The 21,394-nt window shown below is 70.7% G+C and carries 24 protein-coding genes; 5 read left to right on the plus strand and 19 right to left on the minus strand.

Annotated features, from left to right (window positions below; translation table 11 throughout):
• Positions 1-186: 186 nt before the first annotated feature.
• The 4 genes from DY262_RS19075 to nadC all read right to left on the minus strand — a co-directional run bounded on the left by DY262_RS19075 (position 187) and on the right by nadC (position 5,733).
• The gene (locus tag DY262_RS19075; protein ID WP_245981106.1) at positions 187-1,893 is read right to left on the minus strand and encodes a ShlB/FhaC/HecB family hemolysin secretion/activation protein; all 1,707 of its coding nucleotides are present in this window, start codon (positions 1,891-1,893) and stop codon (positions 187-189) included.
• A 104-nt stretch (positions 1,894-1,997) separates the two neighbouring features.
• The gene (pabB, locus tag DY262_RS19080; protein WP_342769001.1) at positions 1,998-3,758 is read right to left on the minus strand and encodes an aminodeoxychorismate synthase component I; all 1,761 of its coding nucleotides are present in this window, start codon (positions 3,756-3,758) and stop codon (positions 1,998-2,000) included.
• Positions 3,755-4,858 carry a quinolinate synthase NadA gene (gene nadA, locus DY262_RS19085; protein WP_116960669.1) on the minus strand — a complete coding sequence of 368 codons (1,104 nt, stop codon included), beginning with the start codon at positions 4,856-4,858 and terminating at the stop codon, positions 3,755-3,757. The genes pabB and nadA overlap by 4 nt, the downstream gene beginning before the upstream one ends.
• An 11-nt stretch (positions 4,859-4,869) precedes the next feature.
• Entirely contained in the window at positions 4,870-5,733 is an 864-nt protein-coding gene (nadC, locus tag DY262_RS19090) for a carboxylating nicotinate-nucleotide diphosphorylase (RefSeq protein ID WP_116960670.1), read from the minus strand.
• 122 nt (positions 5,734-5,855) lie between these two features.
• Here nadC and panB point away from each other — a divergent pair, with 122 nt between their 5' ends.
• Together panB and panC are read left to right on the plus strand one after the other, a co-directional pair.
• Positions 5,856-6,731, plus strand: coding sequence for a 3-methyl-2-oxobutanoate hydroxymethyltransferase (gene panB, locus DY262_RS19095; protein ID WP_116960809.1), 876 nt, complete (start codon positions 5,856-5,858; stop codon positions 6,729-6,731).
• A 1-nt stretch (position 6,732) separates the two neighbouring features.
• Positions 6,733-7,584, plus strand: a complete 852-nt coding sequence (gene panC, locus DY262_RS19100) for a pantoate--beta-alanine ligase (protein WP_116960671.1) — start codon at positions 6,733-6,735, stop codon at positions 7,582-7,584.
• Between the two features lie 15 nt (positions 7,585-7,599).
• Here panC and DY262_RS19105 read toward each other — a convergent pair whose 3' ends face one another.
• The 4 genes from DY262_RS19105 to DY262_RS19120 all read right to left on the minus strand — a co-directional run bounded on the left by DY262_RS19105 (position 7,600) and on the right by DY262_RS19120 (position 9,890).
• Entirely contained in the window at positions 7,600-8,622 is a 1,023-nt protein-coding gene (locus DY262_RS19105; protein ID WP_116960672.1) for an NAD(P)H-dependent glycerol-3-phosphate dehydrogenase, read from the minus strand.
• A 10-nt stretch (positions 8,623-8,632) separates the two neighbouring features.
• The gene (secB, locus tag DY262_RS19110; RefSeq protein ID WP_116960673.1) at positions 8,633-9,091 is read right to left on the minus strand and encodes a protein-export chaperone SecB; all 459 of its coding nucleotides are present in this window, start codon (positions 9,089-9,091) and stop codon (positions 8,633-8,635) included.
• Positions 9,092-9,187: 96 nt separating this feature from the next.
• Complete coding sequence (gene grxC, locus DY262_RS19115) at positions 9,188-9,448, minus strand: glutaredoxin 3 (RefSeq protein WP_070397259.1); 261 nt, start codon at positions 9,446-9,448, stop codon at positions 9,188-9,190.
• Positions 9,449-9,479: 31 nt separating this feature from the next.
• Entirely contained in the window at positions 9,480-9,890 is a 411-nt protein-coding gene (locus tag DY262_RS19120) for a rhodanese-like domain-containing protein (RefSeq protein ID WP_116960674.1), read from the minus strand.
• 82 nt (positions 9,891-9,972) lie between these two features.
• On the opposite strand from DY262_RS19120, the gene gpmA reads away from it, so the two are divergent.
• From gpmA to DY262_RS19135, 3 genes are all read left to right on the plus strand, one after another.
• The gene (gpmA, locus tag DY262_RS19125) at positions 9,973-10,716 is read left to right on the plus strand and encodes a 2,3-diphosphoglycerate-dependent phosphoglycerate mutase (RefSeq protein ID WP_116960675.1); all 744 of its coding nucleotides are present in this window, start codon (positions 9,973-9,975) and stop codon (positions 10,714-10,716) included.
• 132 nt (positions 10,717-10,848) lie between these two features.
• Positions 10,849-12,327, plus strand: a complete 1,479-nt coding sequence (locus tag DY262_RS19130) for a S41 family peptidase (protein ID WP_116960676.1) — start codon at positions 10,849-10,851, stop codon at positions 12,325-12,327.
• Positions 12,328-12,391: 64 nt separating this feature from the next.
• Positions 12,392-13,165 (plus strand): HesA/MoeB/ThiF family protein, encoded by a 774-nt coding sequence (locus tag DY262_RS19135; RefSeq protein ID WP_116960677.1) that lies wholly within the window; start codon positions 12,392-12,394, stop codon positions 13,163-13,165.
• Here the strand turns inward: DY262_RS19135 and DY262_RS19140 are convergent.
• From DY262_RS19140 to ftsA, 11 genes are all read right to left on the minus strand, one after another.
• Positions 13,133-13,678, minus strand: coding sequence for a thermonuclease family protein (locus tag DY262_RS19140; protein ID WP_116960678.1), 546 nt, complete (start codon positions 13,676-13,678; stop codon positions 13,133-13,135). The two genes, DY262_RS19135 and DY262_RS19140, sit on opposite strands and share 33 nt — an antisense overlap.
• On the minus strand, positions 13,678-13,899 hold the full coding sequence (locus DY262_RS19145) for a hypothetical protein (protein WP_116960679.1): 222 nt from the start codon (positions 13,897-13,899) through the stop codon (positions 13,678-13,680). Before DY262_RS19145 ends, DY262_RS19140 begins: the two co-directional genes overlap by 1 nt.
• A 130-nt stretch (positions 13,900-14,029) precedes the next feature.
• Positions 14,030-14,533, minus strand: a complete 504-nt coding sequence (locus tag DY262_RS19150; protein ID WP_116960680.1) for a 6,7-dimethyl-8-ribityllumazine synthase — start codon at positions 14,531-14,533, stop codon at positions 14,030-14,032.
• A gap of 1 nt (position 14,534) precedes the next feature.
• On the minus strand, positions 14,535-15,368 hold the full coding sequence (locus tag DY262_RS19155; RefSeq protein ID WP_116960681.1) for a DUF429 domain-containing protein: 834 nt from the start codon (positions 15,366-15,368) through the stop codon (positions 14,535-14,537).
• A gap of 18 nt (positions 15,369-15,386) precedes the next feature.
• Complete coding sequence (locus tag DY262_RS19160; protein ID WP_116960682.1) at positions 15,387-16,268, minus strand: EamA family transporter; 882 nt, start codon at positions 16,266-16,268, stop codon at positions 15,387-15,389.
• 28 nt (positions 16,269-16,296) lie between these two features.
• On the minus strand, positions 16,297-16,719 hold the full coding sequence (locus DY262_RS19165; protein WP_116960683.1) for a BLUF domain-containing protein: 423 nt from the start codon (positions 16,717-16,719) through the stop codon (positions 16,297-16,299).
• A gap of 26 nt (positions 16,720-16,745) precedes the next feature.
• Positions 16,746-17,474: a GTP cyclohydrolase I gene (gene folE, locus DY262_RS19170; protein ID WP_181936571.1), complete on the minus strand. Its 729-nt coding sequence runs from the start codon at positions 17,472-17,474 to the stop codon at positions 16,746-16,748.
• 72 nt (positions 17,475-17,546) lie between these two features.
• A complete protein-coding gene (locus tag DY262_RS21865; protein ID WP_181936572.1) occupies positions 17,547-17,723 on the minus strand; it encodes a hypothetical protein in 177 nt (58 codons plus the stop codon).
• A gap of 13 nt (positions 17,724-17,736) precedes the next feature.
• Positions 17,737-18,660, minus strand: a complete 924-nt coding sequence (gene lpxC, locus DY262_RS19175) for a UDP-3-O-acyl-N-acetylglucosamine deacetylase (protein WP_116960684.1) — start codon at positions 18,658-18,660, stop codon at positions 17,737-17,739.
• An 87-nt stretch (positions 18,661-18,747) separates the two neighbouring features.
• On the minus strand, positions 18,748-19,962 hold the full coding sequence (gene ftsZ / locus DY262_RS19180; RefSeq protein ID WP_116960685.1) for a cell division protein FtsZ: 1,215 nt from the start codon (positions 19,960-19,962) through the stop codon (positions 18,748-18,750).
• 195 nt (positions 19,963-20,157) lie between these two features.
• Positions 20,158-21,387: a cell division protein FtsA gene (ftsA, locus tag DY262_RS19185; RefSeq protein WP_116960686.1), complete on the minus strand. Its 1,230-nt coding sequence runs from the start codon at positions 21,385-21,387 to the stop codon at positions 20,158-20,160.
• Positions 21,388-21,394 lie beyond the last annotated feature (7 nt).

The raw sequence follows: 21,394 nt of genomic DNA on the forward strand, positions 1-21,394 counted from the left end.
TTGACCAGCGCCACGCCGTTGCCCGCCGACAGCACCGTGGGCCGCTGGCGGCCCGGCGCGTTCGGGTCGGCCACGATCTGTGACCACGCCGGCCACGGCAACAAGCCCATGGCCACGGCGGTGGCCAGTGCCCGATGGACGAGCCGCCGCTGGTTGTATCGGTTCATGTTGATCTCTCCCTGACACTCAAAAGCCCACGCTCAACTGAAAACCGGCCACGGTCTTGGCCGTGCGGAACCCCTGCGGCTGGTGCAGGGGCGCGCCGATGAAGGCGTCGTAGGACAACACCCCCCACCCACCCCGCAGGCCCAGCACGGCGCCCGCCAGGCGCCGACCGACGAGCCAGACCGCGCTGGGCCCTCCCACGCGCCCCTGGTCCACGCCGGCGTAGAGCTGCTGGCCGCTGTCGCCCAGCAGCAGGCCCAGCTCGTTGCGCCAGACCCAGCCGCGCTCGCCGGTCAGGCTGCTCTCGCCATCAAAACCGCGCACGCTGTAGCGCCCGCCAATGGCGAAGCGGTCCTGCGGGGTGAGCGGTGTGCGTTCGCGTTGCCCGCGCCATTGGCTGCTGAAGTGCAGGCGCGCACCCCACAGGTCGACAGGCTGGGACCAGGCCGCGTCCACGTTCAGCACCTGCAAGCGCGAGGTCCCTTCGCCATAGGCCTGCTCTGGCGCGGGCAGCGCGCCGAATGCGCCGGTGCCGCGCTTGAAGCTGGCACGCAGCTCGAGGCGCGCGCGCCCGAACTGGTGTTGGTGCTCGGCGCCAAACTCCCAGCCGCCCGTGGCGCGGCGCTGCACCTCGATCTCGGTGTCGTCGATGAAGTTGCGCGACTGGCGTGCGAAGGCCTTCAGCTGCAGCGTGGTCTTGCTCGCCCCGTCGCGGTGCACCAGGCGCGAGAGCGTGATGTCCTGCTGCGCGCCAGAGCCGCTGTAGCGGTAGTCCTGGTACAGACCGGCCACGCTTTGAAAGTAGCTGTAGCGGCTGGCATTGAAGCCCAGGCCCCAGTAGCCCAGGGGCAGCGAGTAGTGCAGGCTGGCGTTGCGCGTGCCGCGCGCGCCGGGCTCGCCGCCCCCCAGGTCTCGGCCCTGCGTGAGGTAGAACAGGTCGTTGAGCGTCCACCAATGGTCCGCGCTGAGCGTGGCGCTGGCCTGGTAGCGGCCGGTGGCCCGGGTGCCGCTGTCGTCGAGCGAGAGGCTCAGGCGCAAGGGCAGGGCCTGCCTCCAGCGGAGGATCAGTTCGCTCTCGGCAGGGCCTTTGCCGGGCACGATCTGGATGTCCGCCTCCACGGTGGGCACGCGGCGCAGGTTCTCCAGCGCCTGTTCGATGTCGCGCAGATTGAGGATGTCGCCCACGCGGGCTGGCACCGCATTGAGCTGCGTGGCGCGCGGCGAGGTGCCGTCGGCGAAGCGGATGGCGCTGATGCGACCGGGCAGCAGGCTCAGCCGCAAGCTGCCCTGCGACAGGTCTTGCGGCTCGAGCAGGATGCGCGAGGTGGTGAAGCCCCGGGCCGTCAGCCGCCGCTGCGCGCGGGCCGCCGCGATCGACACACCCTCGGCGCCCAGGCAGCGGCCAATGGCCGGATCGGCGCCGGCCACCAGGTCCTGCAGGACAAACTGGAAGCGATCGCTCTCGGCACCGGTCAGCGCGATGTGCCGCACGGCAACGCACGGCGCTTCCTGTTCGGGCCAGCGCAGTGCAGGCAGCGGACCATCGGGCGTGCCCCACACCTCGGCGCCGCGTTGCAACGCCTCGCGCTGCTGCAGTTGGCGCTCTTCGGCCCGGCGGTGTTCGATGGGCGCGCGCGCGCCGGCCTCGGCCGCGGTCTGCGCCCCGGCGGGCGCGACAAGCAGGAAGAGCAGCAGGCCACAGGCCTGCATCGGGCGTTGAAGGGTCACGGGGCGCAAGCGGTCGGCCTTGGAAAAGGCGCGAATTACAACCGCGGCGCGCGGTCACAACGGGCGGGGGGTATGCATGGCCGGCCGGCGGCCGGCGCGCTGGTTCAGCGCCCGTCCAGCACCGCCGGCAGCCAGCCGCGCAGGCTGTTGAGGAAGGCCCACTCCCGCACCCGCTCCAGGGCCGACAGCGGCACCACCGCTTCGCGCAAACGCCCTTCGTCCAAGGCCTGCTGCCGGGCGATGCCCGGCAGCAGGCCGCAGTCCAGCGCCGGCGTGACCCAGCCGTCGTCGAAGCGCAGGGCGATGTTGCCGCGCGTGCACTCGGTCAGCTCGCCGTCGTCGTTCCACAGCAGCGTGTCGAACACCCCGGGCGCCACGCGTTCGGCCGCTTCGTAGTGCGCGCGGCGCGTGGTCTTGTGGCGCACGAAGGGCGAATGCGCGGCCGCGAAGGGGTGCTCGGCCAAGCGCAGGCGCACCGGCGTCGGCGTGACGGCCATGGCATGGGCCGTGGCCCGCACGCGTCCGTCGCGTGGGCAGAGCACGCGCACGCGCCAGGGGCCCGAGGGATGCGCCTCGGCCAGCGCGCGCAAGGCCCGCGACCAGGCCTCGTCGGTCCAGGCGAAGCCCAAGTGGCGTGCCGAGCCCGCCATGCGCGCTCGGTGGCGCGGCTCATGCCGCCAGCGGCCGTCCTCCAGCAGCAGGGTTTCCAGCAGCTCGAACGGTTCGGCCGCGCGCACCGCGAAGGCGCCCTTGTGCTGCCATTCGCGCCATTCGGCCCGCGCGCGCGAACCCGCCGTGACGCCGCTGCCCACGCCCAGGGTCAGGGCACGCTCGCGAACCACCACCGTGCGGATGGCCACGTTGAAGGTGGCGCCGCCGCCCGGCCGCAGCACGCCCACGGCGCCGCAATACACGCCGCGTGCGCTGGTCTCGTGCTGCACGATGCGGCGCATGGCCTGGCGCTTGGGCGCGCCGGTGACCGAACCGCAAGGGAACAGGGCGCGCAGCAGCTCCACCAGCGCCACCCCCGGCCGCGTGCGCGCGCGCACGTCGGAGGTCATCTGCCACACCGTGGGCAGCGGGCGGGCGTCGAACAGCGAGGGCACCGCCACCGAACCGGGTCGCGCGACCCGGGAGAGGTCGTTGCGCAGCAGGTCGACCACCATCACGTTCTCGGCGCGCTCCTTGGGGCAGGCCACCAGGCGCGCGGCCTGCGCGGCGTCCTCGCGCGGGTCCAGGCCGCGCGGCGCGGTGCCTTTCATGGGCCGCGTCAGCACCTGGTCGCCGTCCCAGTCGAAGAACAGCTCGGGCGACAGGCTCAGCACCTGCTGCCCGCCGCCGTCGACAAAGGCCGCGTAATCGGCGGGCTGCTCGCGCCGCAGGCGCTCGAACAGATCGAGCGCGTGGCCTTCGTTCAGCTCGCCGCGCCAGCGCCCGGTGTGGTTCACCTGGTAGACCTCGCCGGCCTCGATGGCCTGCAGCAGGTCCGCCAGCGCGGCGTCGACATCCGCGCGGGCGCCGGGCGCATCGGTCCAGCGCGCGCGCACGGCGGGTGGGTCGCGCGGCGGGTCGGTGTCCATCGACAGCGGGGCATCGTGCACGCCGAACCAGGCCAATGACCCCTCGGGCGCGTGCGTGGGCAGGGCGGGGTCGAACGCGCCCGCGGCCTCGTAGGCCAGCCAGCCCACCACCCAGGCGCCCTGCCGCGCGGCGGCCTGCGCGGCCTCGATCACCGGCACGACCTCGGACAGCGCCGCGGCCCGCAGCACGGCGCGCGGCGCGCCGAAGTCCAGCCGCAGCGCGGCGTGCGACGCCAGACCGCTCGCCGCGAAGGCGAGCCGGGCGTGCACGCCCCCGGCGCTCACGCCGCGCCGATGTTCGGCACCAGCGCGCCCGCGTCCTGGCCCGCCTTGTGCGCGGCGGTGAAGGCCAGCATGCGGTCGATGGGCAGGCGCGCGCGCGGGATCAGCCCGGGGTCCACGTGGATCTGGTTGAGACCCTTTTCCAGCACCTGGGCCACGCCCGCCAGCCCGTTCATGGCCATCCAGGGGCAGTGCGCGCAGCTCTTGCAGGTGGCGCTGTTGCCGGCCGTGGGCGCCTCGATGAAGACCTTGCCCGGGTTCTGCTGGCGCAGCATGTGCATCATGCCCTTGTCGGTGGCGACGATGAACTCGGGCGCGTCCAGTTCCTTGGCGGCCTTGAGGATGGCCGAGGTGGAACCCACCGCGTCGGCCAGCGCGATCACGTCGGCCGGGCTCTCGGGGTGCACCAGCACCTTGGCCTGCGGGTGCTCCTGCTTGAGCGCCGCCAGCTCGAAGGCCTTGAACTCGTCGTGCACGATGCACGAGCCGTTCCACATCAGCATGTCGGCGCCGGTCTCGCGCTGGATGTAGCCGCCCAGGTGCTTGTCGGGCGCCCAGAGGATCTTGTGGCCCTTGTCTTTCAGCGCGCGCACGATGTCCAGCGCGCAGCTGCTGGTGACCAGCCAGTCGGCGCGCGCCTTCACCGCCGCGCTGGTGTTGGCGTAGACCACCACGGTGCGGTCGGGGTGCGCGTCGCAGAAGGCGCTGAACTCATCGATCGGGCAGCCGAGGTCCAGCGAGCAGTTGGCGTCCAGGTCGGGCATGAGCACGGTCTTCTCCGGGCTCAGGATCTTGGCTGTCTCGCCCATGAAGCGCACGCCCGAGACCACCAGCGTGGTGGCCGGGTGGTCGCGCCCGAAACGCGCCATCTCCAGCGAATCGCTCACGATGCCGCCGGTGGCGATGGCCAGATCCTGCAGGTCGGGGTGCACGTAGTAGTGCGAGACCATGACCGCGTTGCGCTCCTTCAGCAGGCGCTTGATGCGCTCCATGAGCTCGGCGCGCTGCTTCGGCCCGGGCTCCACCGGCACGCGCGCCCAGGCGTGCTGCGTGGGGCAGGCGGGTTGTTCGTATTCGACGTCGATGATGGCTTCGTTGCTCATGCCAGTCCTCCTCACAGCGCCTCGAAGCGCATGGAAAAGTCGATCGCCTTGACGTCCTTCGTCAGGGCCCCGATGGAGATGCGGTCGACACCTGTTTCTGCAAGCGCCCGCACGGTGGACAGGTTCACGCCGCCCGAGATCTCCAGGATGGCGCGGCCGGCGTTGCGGCGCACGGCCTCGCGCAGCGTGGGCAGGTCCATGTTGTCCAGCAGCACCATGGTGGCGCCGCAGGCCAGGGCCTCGTCGAGCTGCGCCAGCGTCTCGACCTCGATCTCGACGAAGCGCGCGGCCGGCGCGGTGTCGCGCACGCGCTGCAGCACCGCGGCCACGCCGCCCGCGGCGGCGATGTGGTTCTCCTTGATCAGCACGGCGTCGAACAGGCCGATGCGGTGGTTCACGCCACCGCCGGTGGTCACGGCGATCTTCTGCGCCAGCCGCAGGCCCGGCAGGGTCTTGCGCGTGTCGACGATGGCCGCGCGGGTGCCGGCCACGGCCGCCACATAGGAGGCCGTCTGCGTGGCCACGGCCGACAGCAGTTGCAGGAAGTTCAGCGCCGTGCGCTCGGCCGTCAGCAGCGGCTGCGCGCGGCCTTCGATGCTGAGCACGGTCTGGTCGGGCTCGCAGCGCGCGCCCTCGGCCACGTGCCAGGTGAGCGTGGCCTGGGGGTCGAGCGCATGCACGGCGGCGGCGACCCAGGGCGTGCCGCACAACACGGCGCTCTCGCGCGCGATCACGCGGGCGCGGGCCGGGCGTGAGGCGTCGACCAGCGCGGCGGTGAGGTCACCCGTGGCCACGTCTTCGGCCAGGGCGCGCGCGACGTCCTGCGCGGCCAGCGCGGCGATGTCGGCGGAGGTGTAGTCGCTGAGGTGTTTCATCGTGGGGAAAAGGCCGGTGAAAGGGCCGCCGGAAAGACCGTCCGGCGGGCACGCATCCGAATGGTGCAATGCACTATAGTCCCGCATTCTCGTTCACCGCCTGGCCCGCGCCGGACCACGACATGAGCAACCCCACCCCCGCCACGCCCTACGGCACGCTGCCGGCGGCCTCTCCCCTGCCCGCCCGCAAGCCCGTGAGCCTTCCACGACTGGCCGAGCTGCGCGAGCGCGGCGAAAAGATCACCATGCTGACCGCCTACGACGCCACCTTCGCGGCCGTCGCGGACGCGGCCGGCGTCGAATGCATCCTGGTCGGCGATTCGCTCGGCATGGTCTGCCAGGGCCTGGCCAGCACCGCCGGCGTGACGCTGGAGACCATGGCCTACCACGTGGAAAGCGTGGCGCGCGGTCTGCGCCGCGTGCAGGGCACGGCCTGGCTGCTGGGCGACCTGCCCTTCGGCAGCTACCACGAGTCGAAGGAACAGGCCATGCGCAGCGCCGCGCAGCTGGTGCACGCGGGCGCGCACATGATCAAGCTCGAAGGCGGCGACTGGACCGCCGACACCGTGCGCTTCCTGGTCGAGCGTGGCATCCCCGTCTGCGCCCACCTGGGCCTCACGCCACAGACCGTGCACGCACTCGGCGGCTACCGCGTGCAGGGGCGCGACGACCAGGCTGCGCTCACGCTCAAGCGCCACGCGCTCGAACTGCAGGACGCCGGCGCCACCATGCTGGTGCTGGAGATGGTGCCGGCCGCGCTGGCGGCCGAGATCACCCAGCAGCTGCCGCGCTGCCACACCATCGGCATCGGCGCCGGCAAAGGCACGGCCGGCCAGGTGCTGGTGATGCACGACATGCTGGGCATCAACCTGGGCAAGAACCCCAAGTTCGTGCGCAACTTCATGGACGGCGCCAGCTCGGTGCGCGAGGCCATGGCCAATTTCGTCAGTGCCGTCAAGAGCGGCCAGTTCCCCGATGACAGCCTGCACGCCTGGTGAGATGAAAGTCGTTCACACCATCGCCGAACTGCGCGACGCGCTGCGGCCCTTCGATTCCCCCGCCCTGGTGGCCACCATGGGCAACCTGCACGCCGGCCACCTCGCGCTGATGAAGGCCGCCAAGCCGCTGGGCGACGTGGCCGTGGCGAGCATCTTCGTCAACCGCCTGCAGTTCGCGCCGCACGAGGACTTCGACACCTACCCACGCACCCTGGAGGCCGACTGCGAGAAGCTGCGCGGCGCGGGCTGCGACATCGTGTTCGCGCCCAGCGAACGCGAGATGTACCCCGAGCCCCAGGGCTTCAAGGTGCAGCCGCCCGCCGAGCTCGCCGACATCCTCGAAGGCCATTTCCGCCCCGGCTTCTTCACCGGCGTGTGCACGGTGGTGATGAAGCTCTTCCAATGCGTGTTCAGCGAGGCCAAGGGCCGGCGCAGCGCGCTGTTCGGCCTCAAGGACTACCAGCAGCAATTGGTCGTGCGCCGCATGGTGAAGCAGCTCGCGCTGCCCATCGACATCGTGAGCGCCGCCACCGAGCGCGCCGCCGACGGCCTGGCGCTGAGCTCGCGCAACAGCTACCTGAGCGAGAGCGAGCGCGCCGAGGCGGTCCAGCTCTCGCTGGCGCTGCGCGCCCTGGCGCGCGACGCGCTGGCGGCGGCCGACGGCCTGGAGCGCCAGCTGCCCGCCCTGGAGCAGCGCGCCATGCAGGCCCTGGCCGCGCGCGGCTGGCAGCCCGACTACCTGACGGTGCGCCGCCGCGAGGACCTGCAGGCCCCGAAGGCGGGCGATGCGCTGGTGGTGCTGGGCGCCGCGCGGCTCGGCAATACGCGCCTGATCGACAACCTGGAGATCTGAGGCGCCGACCCGGCCTCAGAGGCCTTCGGCCTTGGGGTCACGCCCCATGAGCGCGGCCACCGCCTCATCGGGCCGCAGCCGGCCTTCGAGCAGGGCCACCACCGCGTCGGTGATGGGCATGTCCACGCCCAGCCGCTGGGCGCGCTGCGACACGGTGCGCGCGCTGTACACGCCCTCCGCCACGTGGCCCAGCGAGGCCACCGCCTGCTCCAGCGTTTGGCCCTTGGCCAGGAGCCGCCCCACCTGCCGGTTGCGCGACAGGTCACCCGTGGCCGTGAGCACCAGGTCGCCCAGGCCGGACAGCCCCATGAAGGTCTCGGCGCGCGCGCCCAGGGCCAGGCCCAGGCGGGTCATCTCGGCCAGGCCGCGCGTGATGAGCGCGGCGCGCGCGTTCAGGCCCAGGTTCAGGCCGTCGCACAGGCCGGTGGCGATGGCCAGCACGTTCTTCACCGCGCCGCCGACTTCCACGCCGGCCACGTCGTCGTTGGCGTAGATCCGCAGCGTCGGCCCATGGAAGGCGTTGACCAGGGCCTCGCGCACGTCGGCGCGCGCGCTGGCGGCCACCAGCGCCGTGGGCTGGCCGCGCGCCACCTCCTGCGCGAAGCTGGGGCCGCTGAGCACCCCGGTGGGCAGGTCTGGCGCCACGGCGGCGGCAATCTCATGGCCCAGCAGGCCCGCCTGGTCGGCCGAGGCCGCGCGCTCGAAGCCCTTGCAGAGCCAGGCCACGGGCACGGCCAGGCCGCGCAGTTCCTGCAGCCAGCCGCGCAGCGCGGCCATGGGCGTGGCCACGATGACCAGGTCGGCCTCGGCCAGCAGGGGCGCGGCCTCGCCTGAGGCCACGCACAGGCCCTCGGGCAGGGCCAGACCGGGCAGGTAGCGCTGGTTCTCGCGCTGGCGGTCGATGGCGATGGCCTGCGCCGGGTCGCGCGCCCACAGGCTCACGCGGGTGGCGCCGAGCCGCGCGCCCGCGATGGCCAGCGCCGTGCCCCAGGCGCCGGCGCCCAGCACCACGGTGCGCGGCGGTGCGGCGTGCGTCATGCGCGGGAGATCAGGTGATGATGCGCGGCGCCTCGGCCGTGTCCTGACCCGCCTGCTGCTGCTCGTACATGGCCTGGAAGTTGATCTCGGCCAGGTGCACGGGCGGGAAGCCGGCGCGCTGGATCACGTCGGCCACGTTGCCGCGCAGGTAGGGGTAGACGATCTGCGGGCAGGCGATGCCCATGATCGGGCCCATCTGCTCTTCGGGCAGGTTGCGGATCTCGAAGATGCCGGCCTGCTTGCATTCCACCAGAAACACCGTCTTGTCCTTGATCTTGGTGGTGACGGTGGCCGTCACGCGCACCTCGAACACGCCCTCGGCCACGGGCTGGGCATCCACGCCGAGCTGGATGTCCACCGTGGGCTGCTCCTGCTCGAGCAGAATGGCCGGCGAGTTGGGCTGCTCCAGCGAGGCTTCCTTGAGGTAGATGCGCTGGATCTGGAAAACGGGCGTGTCGGTGTCGGCCATGGTGCGTCTCGGGTGTCGGGAATGAAAAAGCCCGCCGGGGAAGTCCCTCAGCGGGCACAGCGACGGATTATGTCAGCCGCGAATGGCGGCCGCCCGTCAGGCGGCCTGCAGCAGCGGGGCCAGGCCGCCGCGCGCGTCCAGCGCGTGCAGGTCGTCGCAGCCCCCCACGTGGGTGTCGCCGATGAAGATTTGCGGCACGCTGGTGCGCCCCGCCCGTTCCGCCATGCGGGCGCGCAGTTCGGGCTGGCCATCGACCACGATCTCTTCGTAGTCCGTCACGCCGCGGGCCTGAAGCAGCGCCTTGGCGCGGTGGCAGTAGGGGCAGTAGTCGCTGGAGTAGATGGTGACCTTGGGCATGCGGGTGCTCGGCGAGGCAAAACCCAGATGATCAGGCTTTCTCGCTCGGCAGGCCGGCGGTGCGCCAGGCACCCATGCCACCCGTCAGGGATTGCGGATTCTCGTAGCCCAGCTTCTTGGCCACCGCCACGGCCCGGTTGGCGCGCGCGCCGGTCGGACAGACGAAGATCAGCGGCAGGGCCTTGTTCTTGACGGCGCCGGGCAGCTTGGCCTCCAGCTCGTCCAGCGGCAGGTGCCGGGCGCCGACGATGTGTCCCTCGGCGAATTCCTTGGCGTCGGAGACGTCGATCACGACCGCCTTCTGGCGGTTCATCAGCGTCACGGCGTCGGCGGCGTTGAGGGTGCCGGTGCGTCCGCCGGCCTTGACGGCCGGCCACACCAGCAGGGCGCCCGACACGAAGGCCACGGCGATCAGGACCCAGTTCTCGATGAAGAAGCTCACGGTGTTACCTTGGTGGGAAAGGCCGCGATTCTAAAATGCGCGGTTTCCGATCCTTCCGGCGCCCGGCGCCCCACACTCCGCCATGCACAAGCTCGTCCTGATCCGCCACGGCGAATCCACCTGGAACCTCGAAAACCGCTTCACCGGCTGGACCGACGTGGACCTCACGCCCACCGGGGTGTCGCAGGCCCTGTCGGCGGGGCAACTGCTCAAGGCGGAGGGCTACGACTTCGACATCGCCTACACCAGCGTGCTCAAGCGGGCCATCCACACGCTCTGGCACGTGCTCGACGCCATGGACCGCACCTGGCTGCCGGTGGTCAAGAACTGGCGCCTGAACGAACGCCACTACGGCGCCCTGCAGGGCCTGAACAAGGCCGACATGGCCGCCCAGTACGGGGACGAGCAGGTGCTGGTCTGGCGCCGCAGCTACGACACGCCGCCGCCCGCCCTGGAACCCAGCGACCCGCGCAGCGAGCGCAGCGACCGCCGCTACGCCCGCCTCAAGCCCGAGGACGTGCCGCTGACGGAATGCCTGAAGGACACCGTGGCGCGCGTCATCCCGTTCTGGAACGAGGCGCTCGCGCCGGCCATCCAGTCGGGCAAGCGCGTCGTGGTGGCGGCGCACGGCAACAGCATCCGCGCCCTGGTGAAATACCTCGACGGCATCTCCGACGCCGAGATCGTCGGCCTGAACATCCCCAATGGCATCCCGCTGGTCTACGAGCTCGACGAGCAGCTTAAGCCGGTCCGCCGCTACTACCTGGGCGACGCCGAAGCGGCCGCCAAGGCCGCCGCCGCCGTGGCGGCTCAGGGCAAGGCCTGAGCCCCTGCGCCCGCCTGGACGGGCGAAACCGCCGCCGGCCGGTGGGGAACCCCGACGAGGCCACATTCTCCAAGGTGTATATTGGCCCGCAGGGCCAAGGGCCCTTGTTGGGCAGATTGCAAAGGTGATTCCATGACGAAGCGGGTCGGTTCCAAGCTCAGGACCGTTGGCTGGGTGGCCATTGGCGCGGTGGCCGGTGCGCTCACCACGGTGCAATTGCAGGCGGTGGCGCGCAACACGCTCACCCCCCTGCCGCTGGAAGAACTCCAGCAACTCGCCGCCGTGTTCGGCATGGTCAAGACGGACTATGTGGAACCGGTGGACGAGAAGAAGCTGATCTCGGACGCCATCTCCGGCATGGTGAGCAGCCTCGACCCGCACTCGCAGTACTTCGACAAGAAGTCCTTCAAGGAATTCCGCGAGGGCACCAGCGGCCGCTTCGTGGGCGTGGGCATCGAGATCACCATGGAAGACGGCCTGGTCAAGGTCGTCACCCCGATCGAGGACTCGCCCGCGTTCCGGGCCGGCCTCAAGAGCGGCGACCTGATCACGCGCATCGACGACACCGCCGTCAAGGGCCTCACCATCAACGAGGCCGTCAAGCTCATGCGCGGTGAGCCGCGCACCAAGGTGCTGCTGAGCATCCTGCGCAAGGACGAGGACCGCAGCTTCACCGTCACCATCACGCGCGAGGAAATCAAGACCGTGAGCGTGAAGTCGCGCACGGTCGAGCCGGGCTACGCCTGGGTGCGCGTCTCGCAGTTCCAGGAACGCACCATCGACGACTTCACGCGCAAGCTCGAAGACCTCTACCGCGCCGACCCGAACATGAAAGGCCTGGTGCTCGACCTGCGCAACGACCCCGGCGGCCTGCTGGACGCCGCCGTCGGCCTGTCGGCCGTGTTCCTGCCCGAGAACGTGACCGTGGTGTCCACCAACGGCCAGTTGGAAGAAAGCAAGTTCATTTACAAGGCCATCCCGCAGCACTACCTGCGCCGCGGCGGCAACGACTCGATCCGCCGCCTGACCGAGAACACCAAGGGCATCTACAAGCGCCTGCCGCTGGTGGTGCTGGTCAACGAAGGGTCGGCCTCGGCCAGCGAGATCGTCGCCGGGGCCCTGCAGGACCACAAGCGCGCCACCGTCATGGGCAGCCAGACCTTCGGCAAGGGCTCGGTGCAGACGGTTCGCCCGCTGGGCCCCGACACCGGACTCAAGCTCACCACCGCGCGCTACTACACGCCCTCGGGCGTGTCCATCCAGGGCAAGGGCATCGTGCCCGACGTCATGGTGGACGAGACGGCCGATGGCAACCTGTTCGCCGCCCTGCGCACCCGCGAGGCCGACCTGAACAACAGCCTGGGCAGCACGCCGCACGGCCCCATGACGGACGCGCAGCGCGAGGCCGAGAAGAAGCGCGAGGAAGCGCGCGAGGAAGCCCGCAAGAAGCTCGAAGAGGAAGCCCGCAAGAACCCCGGCCAGCGCCTGGTGCCCGAGTTCGGCAGCGACAAGGACTTCCAGCTTCAGCAGGCGCTGAACCGCCTCAAGGGCCAGCCGGTGGTGGTCAGCAAATCGCAGACCGTGCGCCCCGACGAGAAGAAAGAGAACTGAGCCCCGGCGGGCCGCGCGCCGGCCCGCCGCCCTCTTCCCGCGCGGCCCCGTCGCGCCAAACCGCGTGAACGACGCCCAACTGCTGCGCTACTCGCGCCACATCCTGCTCGACGAACTCGGCGTCGAGGGCCAGCAGCGCCTGCTGGCCTCGCACGCCTTGCTCATCGGCGCGGGCGGGCTGGGCTCGCCGGTGGCGCTGTACCTGGGCAGCGCCGGCGTCGGGCGGCTCACGGTGATCGACGACGACACCGTCGACGAGACCAACCTGCAGCGCCAGATCGCGCACAACCTGGCGCGCGTGGGTCGGCCCAAGGCCGAGTCCGTGCGCGAGGCGATCGCCGCCCTCAACCCAGACGTGCAGGTCACCGCCCTGAACCAGCGCGCCGACGACGCCCTTCTCGACGCCTGGGTGCCCACGGCCGACGTGGTGATCGACGGCTGCGACAACTTCGCCACGCGCCAGTTGGTCAACCGGGCCTGCGTGCGCCACGGCAAACCGCTGGTGTCGGGCGCGGCGATCCGCTTCGACGGCCAGTTGGGCGTGTTCGATCCGCGCGTGGCCGACGCACCCTGCTACGCCTGCGTTTTTCCTCCCGACGCCGACGTGGAAGAGGTGCGCTGCGCCACCATGGGCGTGTTCGCGCCGCTGGTGGGCATCGTGGGCAGCATGCAGGCGGCCGAAGCGCTGAAGCTCCTCGCGGGCCTGGGCTCGCGCCGCACCAGCCACCTGCTCATGCTCGACGGCCGCGAGCTGGCATTCCACGACATCGCGCTCAAGCGCGACCCGCACTGCCCTGTCTGCGGCTCAGCGCACGGCGGCGCCTCGGCGCTCGGCTGAGGCCGGCGCCGGCCCGGGCGGCTCGCAGGGCCCGTGCCGGCGGCGAAAATCGCGCGGCGCCTCGGGTGCCTCCCCGCCCCCCCACACGCCGCGGCGTGCCTCGCGCGCCCGCGCCTCCTCCGTCACGTAGCGCCCCTGGCCACGCCAGCGCGCGGCCCAGGCCCAGCCGGCGCGCACCAGCCAGGCGTTCGTGTCTTCGCCCGCGAAGGCCAGGTGCGCCAGGCCCCGGCCGTAGCCGTCGCGCGCGCGCACATGCACCGTGACGGACCGGTTGAGCACGCGAGCGGCCAGGGCGTCGCGCGCGGCCACGCCCACGCGCTGGCAGATCTCGGGGGCGTCGAGGCCGTCCAGGCGCAGCTTGCGCCAGCGCCCGCCCGAGGCCGGCTGCACCCACAGGGTGTCGCCGTCGAACACGCGCATGACGCGCGCCGAATAGACCGTTTCGCCCGCCGCCGAGGCCACGGCGAGGCCGGCCAGCAGCGCGCCGGCCAGCGCGGCCGCGAAGCGCCGCATCAACCCTTGCGGCCGCCCATGACCAGCAGCACCACTCCCACGGCGATGGCACCGATGCCGGCCCACACGGGCACGTTGATGGTTTCCTTCTGCTTGACCGAGAGCTCCACCGGGCCGAGCTTCACGGCCTCGGTGTCCTTGGTGTAGGTGAAGCTGCCCATGACGAGGCCGATGGCCCCCGCCGCGATGAGCACGACGCCGACGACTTTGGCAAGGTTCATGTGGAGGTTCCGTTGGATGGTCAGGAAGGCCCGATGATGCACCAGCCTGGGCGCCAGGACCGGCGCCCGGTGTGAGCAACAAGGGCTCCAGCGTCGACGGGGCCATGCCGGCGCCGCCAAGGAAGCCCCCTCAGGCGCGCGCGTCGAGCCCCCGCAGGCCGGCCACCGTGCTCAGCAGCGCCTGAGCCGCCTCGGTGCCCTTGGCGCCGAAGTGCTGCTGCAGGAACTTGCGGTGCTCCACGTGTTCGTGGAAGTGGTGCGGCGCCTGCACCGCGCAGATCACCGGCACGCCGGTCTTCAGCTGCACGTCCATCAGCGCCCGCACCACGGCGTCGGCGACGAAGTCGTGGCGGTAGACGCCGCCGTCCACCACCAGCGCGCTGCCCACCACGGCCGCGTAGCGCCCCGACTGCGCCAGGCGCTGCACGTGCAGCGGGATTTCGAAGGCGCCCGCCACGTCGAAGACGTCGATCGCCCCGGGCCCGAAGCCGGCGCGCGCCATCTCGGCGAAGAAGGCGTCGCGCGAGCGCTGCACGATGTCGGCGTGCCAGGACGCCTCGACGAAGGCGAAGCGCAGCTCGCGCGGCAGCGGGGGAAGGTCGATGAGGGGTGGGGCGTCGGGCATGGAAGGCATTCTAGGAGCCCACGATCCAGCCCTCGAGCGGGTCGAAGCCCGGCAGGCCCCAGCGCGCATCGCCCGCGCGCCGGCGCTGCAGCGCCCAGGCCGCCTGCAGCAGGCACAGCACCGCGTCCAGCCGGTCGCCGCTGGCGTCGTCGGCCAGGTCGTCGCGCTGCGCGTGGGTGAGCCGCAGCCGCAGGCCAGCCGCCTGCAGCAAGGGCGCATGGCCATTTTCCAGCGCGTTCACCAGGGTCTTGCGCGCGATCAGGCGCTCGCCGGTCTGCCGGGCCTTGTCGTCGCTCTTGTAGGACGCCACACCCAGCACGCTGCGCGCGAGCAAGCCGGGATAGGCCTCCAGCGCCACGCGCTGCGGGTCGCCGTCGAGCAGGCCGGGCAGGTGTGCACCGGCGGCGATCAGGCGCGGCACGCCCGCGTGCATCATGAAGGCCACCGGCGGGTTCACCCACTTCATGCTCGGGCTCGAGCCGGCCGGCCCATCGGTGGCGCGGTGCGCGAACTTGCCGCCCACCGGGCGTGCGTCGCAAAAGGCCGCGAAGGCCTCGCGGATGGCCGCGCGCGGCAGCGCCGCGTAGTGCGCCATGCAGGCGCGCCAGTCCTGGGGCCAGCCCAGGGCCTGCACCAGCTCGCGTGGCAAGCCGAACGGCAGATCGAAGCCGCCCACCCAGGGGCCGGGCGCGCGCAGGCGCTCGCCCCAGGCGTCCAGCGATTCGAAACGCTCGATGGCGTCGAGCAGCACGCGGCCCCGCTCGGCGCGGCCCACGGCCAGCACGATGGGCTTGCGCCGCGTCGGCGCGCTCGTGAAATCACAGCCCAGCAGCGTGAAGTCCATGGCCGAACCCACACCAACTCAGGCCAGGGCCAGCGCCGCCACGCCCAGTCCGATGCACAGCGCGCCCAGGATGCGCAGGCCCCGGTCGCCCTCGCGCAGCAGGTGGCCACCGATGAGCGCGGCGAACAGCATGGACACCTCGCGCGCCGGCGCCACGTGCGACAGCGGCGCGCGCTGCATGGCGAACAGCACCAGCACGTAGGCCACCGGACTGAGCATCGCCACCAGCAGCGCGTGGCGCCACTGCAGGCGCCACAGGCGCAGTGCCTCGGCGCGGTCGCTCAGCACACGCGGCGAGAACAGCACCAGCCGCACGAGGTTGCCCATGTAGTCGACCAGGATGGGCGACATCAGCAGCACCTTCACCGCGTAGCCGTCCACCACAGAATAGGCCGCGATGGACAGGCCCGTGAGCGCGCCGTAGTAGAGGCCGCGGTGCAGGCGCTCGCGTTTGGCCGGGTCATGCGCCGCGCGCCACAGGCCCGGGCCGCCCGCGATGAGGAACACGCCACCCACCACCGCCGCGATGCCGGCGGCGCCGAGCGCGCTCAGGCGCTCGCCGAGGAACAGCACCGCCACCAGTGCGGTGATCAGCGGGCCGCTGCCGCGCGCCAGCGGGTAGACCACCGTGAGGTCGGCGCGCCGGTAACCGCGCAACAAGGTGGTGAAGTAGACAACGTGGATGACGCCGCTGGCCACCACCATGGCCCATTCGGTGGCGCCCCAGCGCGGCAGTTCGCTGCGCGCGAACCACCAGCCCACAGGCGCCCAGATCACGGCGATCAGCGCGGAGGAGAACCAGGCGAAGCGCGTGTCCCCGCCCGCGTGCTTGGCGGCGATGTTCCAGCCCGCGTGGATCAGGCCCGCGAGCAGGATGAGCAGGAACGCATCGAGCGCCATGGAACGGTGCCGGGCGGGCCCGGGCCGATCAGGCGCGGCCGATGATGCTGGCCGTGGCCATCAGCTCTTCGAGCAGCGCCAGCGAGACCTCGCCCGAGACCGCATAGGGGTCGAGCTCGGGGCGCTCGGAGTACTTGAGCACGATGGAGGTGTTGAGCTTGGCGAGGTTGACCTGCCCCATGGTCCAGCCGCCGAAGCGGCGCTCGCTGATCTCCTGGTAGTGCAGCAGTACCACGTCCTTGTGGCGCGGGTCGGCCACGATGTGGTTGTAGAGGTGGTTGACCGGGCCCCGGCCACCTTCGATGGCCTGCAGGAAGATGCCGCCGCCATAGCACAGCACCCCCGTGATGCCGTAGGACAGGTTGTGCTGGCGCGAGGACTCGAGGATGCCTTCGATGGCCTTGGCGTCCTTGTCGACGGCGCGGCTGACGTAGAGCAGACGGACCAGCATGTTGGCTTCTTTCCTGGGGAAGGGTTTCAGCGGGGAACGAGGGCGAGGAATTCGCGGCGCAGGTTGGCGTCCTTGAGAAAGACGCCGCGCATCACCGAGTTGATCATCTTGCTGTCCATGTCCTTGACGCCGCGCCAGGCCATGCAGTAGTGGCTGGCCTCCATCACGATGGCCAGGCCGTCGGGCTGCGTCTTCTCCTGGATCAGGTCGGCGAGCTGGATCACGGCCTCTTCCTGGATCTGCGGGCGGCCCATGATCCACTCGGCCAGGCGTGCGTACTTGGACAGGCCGATGACGTTGGTGTGCTCGTTGGGCATGACGCCTATCCACAGCTTGCCGATGACCGGGCAGAAGTGGTGGCTGCAGGCGCTGCGCACGGTGATCGGGCCCACGATCATGAGCTCGTTGAGGTGCTCGGCGTTGGGGAATTCGGTGACCGCCGGGCCTTTGACGTAGCGGCCCGCGAAGACCTCCTTGAGGTACATCTTGGCCACGCGGCGCGCGGTGTTGCCGGTGTTGTGATCGCTCTCGGTGTCGATCACCATGGCCTCGAGCACGCCCTGCATCTTCTCCGTGACCTCGTCGAGCAGCTTCTCGAGTTCGCCGGGCTGGATGAACTCGGCGATGTTGTCGTTGGAGTGGAAGCGTTGGCGCGCGGCCTTAAGGCGTTCGCGGATCTTGACGGACACGGGCACGCCTTCGTCGCCGGAAGGCGGCGTGGCCGGGGGCTGGTCAGGGTCGGTCTTCATGAGCATCGGGCATGCTACCACCCAGCCCCCCCGAGCCGGGCCCCGGCGCCCGGGTATCCCCTGGGCGGCGGGGGATCACTACAGCAGCCGCTCGAGCACCAGCACCGCGAAGAAGCCCAGGGCCGCGATCACCGTCCATTTGAGGATCACCAGGCCCCACTGGCGGTAGCGCGGCTGGCCGGTGCCCGCGTAGAAGGCGAAGCACACGCCGGCCGCGATCAGCAGCAGCAAGACAGCCCAGCGGAACAGCAGCATGCGCGGCGCCGCCTCACCAGGCCGGGGCGACCTGGGCAAAACCGCGCGGGGCCTCGCGCTCGTTCTCGAAGCTCACCAGTTCGTAGGCCTGCGGCCGGTCGAGCAGCGCGCGCAGCAACTGGTTGTTCATGGCGTGGCCGCTGCGAAAGGCGCTGTAGGCGGCCAGCAGCGGCTTGCCGACGATGTACAGGTCGCCCATGGCGTCGAGGATCTTGTGCTTGGCGAACTCGTCGCCGTAGCGCAGGCCGTCGGCGTTGAGCACCTTGACGTCGTCCATGACGATGGCGTTGTCCAGGCCGCCGCCCAGCGCCAGGCCGTGAGAACGCATCATCTCCACGTCTTTCGTGAAGCCGAAGGTGCGCGCGCGCGCGATTTCGCGCGCGTAGTTGCCGCTGCCGAGGTCGAATTCCACGCGCTGCCCCGAGGCGTTGACGGCCGGGTGGTCGAACTCGATTTCGAAGCTGAGCTTGTAGCCGTGGTACGGCTCGAGCCGCGCCCACTTCAGGCCGCGGCCTTCGCCCTCGCGCACCTCCACGGGTTCAAGGACGCGGATGAAGCGCTTGGGCGCGTTCTGCGTGGCGATGCCCGCGCTTTGCAGCAGGTAGACGAAGGAAGCAGAAGAGCCGTCGAGGATGGGCACCTCTTCGGCGGTGATGTCGATGAGCAGGTTGTCCAGGCCCAGGCCGGCACAGGCACTCATCAGATGCTCGATGGTGTGTACCTTGGCGCCGCCGTTGGCGATGGTGGACGCCAGACGGGTGTCGCTGACGGACAGCGCGTTGACGGGAATGTCGACCGGCTCGGGCAGGTCGATGCGTCGGAACACGATGCCGGTGTCGGGCGCGGCGGGGCGCAGGGTCAGCTCAACGCGCTGACCGCTGTGCAGGCCGACGCCAACGGCCTTGGTCAGGGATTTGAGGGTGCGTTGCGCAAGCATCCTCGAATTGTAGGTTTCTCTACCCCAGGCCATGGTGGGAAAAGGCGATGACCGCGATAGGGGCGGGCCTGGCCCGCCCCCTGGCGCTCAGTCGGCCTGCTTGCGCAGGAAGGCCGGGATCTCGAAGTCGTCCATGCCGCCCGAGGCCAGCGCGTCCACCTTGGCCGCCGCCTGGGTGCGGTTGGTGCGCCACACGCTGGGCACGGCCATGTGCTGGTAATCCGGCTGGGCCGTGCCCGCGCCCGGGCCGCCAACGGCCTGGTTCACCGTGGGCACGTTGAACGGCACGTCGTCCGTGCCGGTGCGCAGCACCTGCAGCGGCGGCTGGCGGCGCTGCTGGCCCTGGCGCGACAGGCCCGTGGCGACCACGGTGACGCGCATCTCGTCGCCGAGGCTGTCGTCGTAGGCGGCGCCGTAGATCACGTGCGCTTCCGCCGAGGCGTAGGCGCGGATGGTGTTCATGGCCAGCTTGGACTCGGCCAGCTTCAGCGAGCCCTTGGCCGCCGTCACCAGCACCAGCACGCCCTTGGCACCCGACAGGTCGATGCCCTCCAGCAGCGGGCAGGCCACGGCCTGCTCGGCGGCGATGCGCGCGCGGTCCGGGCCGGACGCCGTGGCGGTGCCCATCATGGCCTTGCCGGGCTCGCCCATCACCGTGCGCACGTCCTCGAAGTCCACGTTGACGTTGCCGTACTCGTTGATGATTTCGGCGATGCCGCCCACGGCGTTCTTGAGCACGTCGTTGGCGTGCGCGAATGCCTCGTCCTGGGTGATGTCGTCGCCCAGCACGTCCAGCAGCTTCTCGTTCAGCACCACGATCAGCGAGTCCACGTTGGCCTCGAGTTCGGCCAGGCCCTGGTCGGCGTTGACCATGCGGCGGCCGCCTTCCCAGTCGAAGGGCTTGGTGACCACACCCACCGTGAGGATGCCCATTTCCTTGGCCACGCGCGCGATCACGGGCGCCGCACCGGTGCCGGTGCCGCCGCCCATGCCGGCGGTGATGAACAGCATGTGCGCACCTTCGATGGCCTCGCGGATGCTGTCCACGGCGCCTTCGGCGGCCTCGCGGCCCTTCTCGGGCTTGCTGCCCGCGCCCAGGCCCGTGACGCCCAGCTGGATGGTCTTGTGCGAGGCGCTGCGCGCCAGCGCCTGCGCGTCGGTGTTGGCGCAGATGAACTCCACGCCCTGGACCTGGCGGGCGATCATGTGCTCGACCGCGTTGCCGCCGCCGCCGCCCACGCCGATGACCTTGATCTGCGTGCCCAGGTTGAATTCTTCAACTTCGATCATTTCGATGCTCATTGGGTGCTCCTTTGCAGTTGCCTGTTCTGTTGCCGTGCCACCGGCGATGCTTTGAATGTGAAAACGGAAATGGGGACAAGGGTTCGGGTCATCCGGGGGGACCGGTGTGTTTGGCACACCGTCCTCGTCGTCGGCGCCGCCCCGGCGGCCGCCACTGCGGCGGGCCGTGCGTGGTGAGGGAGATCGTCCAGGGCATCAGAACGTTCCCATGAACCAGTTCTTCACGCGCTCCAGCGTGCCCGACATGGAGCCCGCCTTCTGCGCCACCTTGTGGCCGCGCACGCGCGCCAGCCGCGCTTCTTCCAGCAGGCCCATCACCGTCGCCGCGCGCGTCTGCGCCACCATGTCGGACAGCGCGCTGGTGTAGTTGGGCACGCCTCGGCGCACCGGCTTGAGGAAGATGTCCTCGCCGAGTTCCACCATGCCGGGCATGACCGCGCTGCCGCCCGTGAGCACGATGCCGCTGGAGAGCATTTCCTCGTGCCCGCTGTCGCGCAACACCTGCTGCACCAGCGAGAAGATTTCCTCCACGCGCGGTTCGATCACGCCGGCCAGGGCCTGCTTGCCCAGCAGGCGCGGGCCGCGGTCGCCCAGGCCCGGCACCTCCACCTGCGTGTCGGGGTCGGCCAGCAGCTGCTTGGCGCAGCCACTGTCCACCTTGATGTCCTCGGCGTCCTTGGTGGGCGTGCGCAGCGCCATGGCGATGTCGCTCGTGATCAGGTCGCCGGCAATCGGAATCACCGCGGTGTGGCGGATCGCGCCGCCCGAGAAGATGGCCACGTCGGTGGTGCCGGCGCCGATGTCGACCAGCGCCACGCCCAGCTCCTTCTCGTCGTCGGTCAGGATCGCCTGGCTGCTCGCCAGGGGGTTGAGCATCAGCTGGTCGACCTCCAGCCCGCAGCGGCGCACGCACTTGATGATGTTCTCGGCCGCGCTCTGGGCGCCGGTGACGATGTGCACCTTGGCTTCGAGGCGGATGCCGCTCATGCCGATCGGCTCCTTGACCTCCTGGCCGTCGATCACGAACTCCTGCGGCTCGACCAGCAGCAGGCGCTGGTCGGTGGAGATGTTGATGGCCTTGGCGGTTTCGATCACGCGCGCCACGTCGGTGGCGCTGACCTCGCGGTCCTTGATGGCCACCATGCCGCTGCTGTTGATGCCGCGGATGTGGCTGCCGGTGATGCCGGTGTAGACGCGCGCGATGCGGCAGTCGGCCATCAGCTCGGCCTCTTTCAGGGCCTGCTGGATGCTTTGCACCGTCGCGTCGATGTTGACCACCACGCCGCGCTTGAGGCCGTGGCTCGCGGCCACACCCAGCCCGGCCAGCTTGAGCGTGCCGCCGGCCTGTACCTCGGCCACCACCACCATGATCTTGGCGGTGCCGATGTCGAGTCCGACGACGAGGTCCTTGTATTCCTTGGGCATGATGGTG

Source organism: Hydrogenophaga borbori (assembly GCF_003417535.1).
Lineage (GTDB): Bacteria > Pseudomonadota > Gammaproteobacteria > Burkholderiales > Burkholderiaceae_C > Hydrogenophaga > Hydrogenophaga borbori.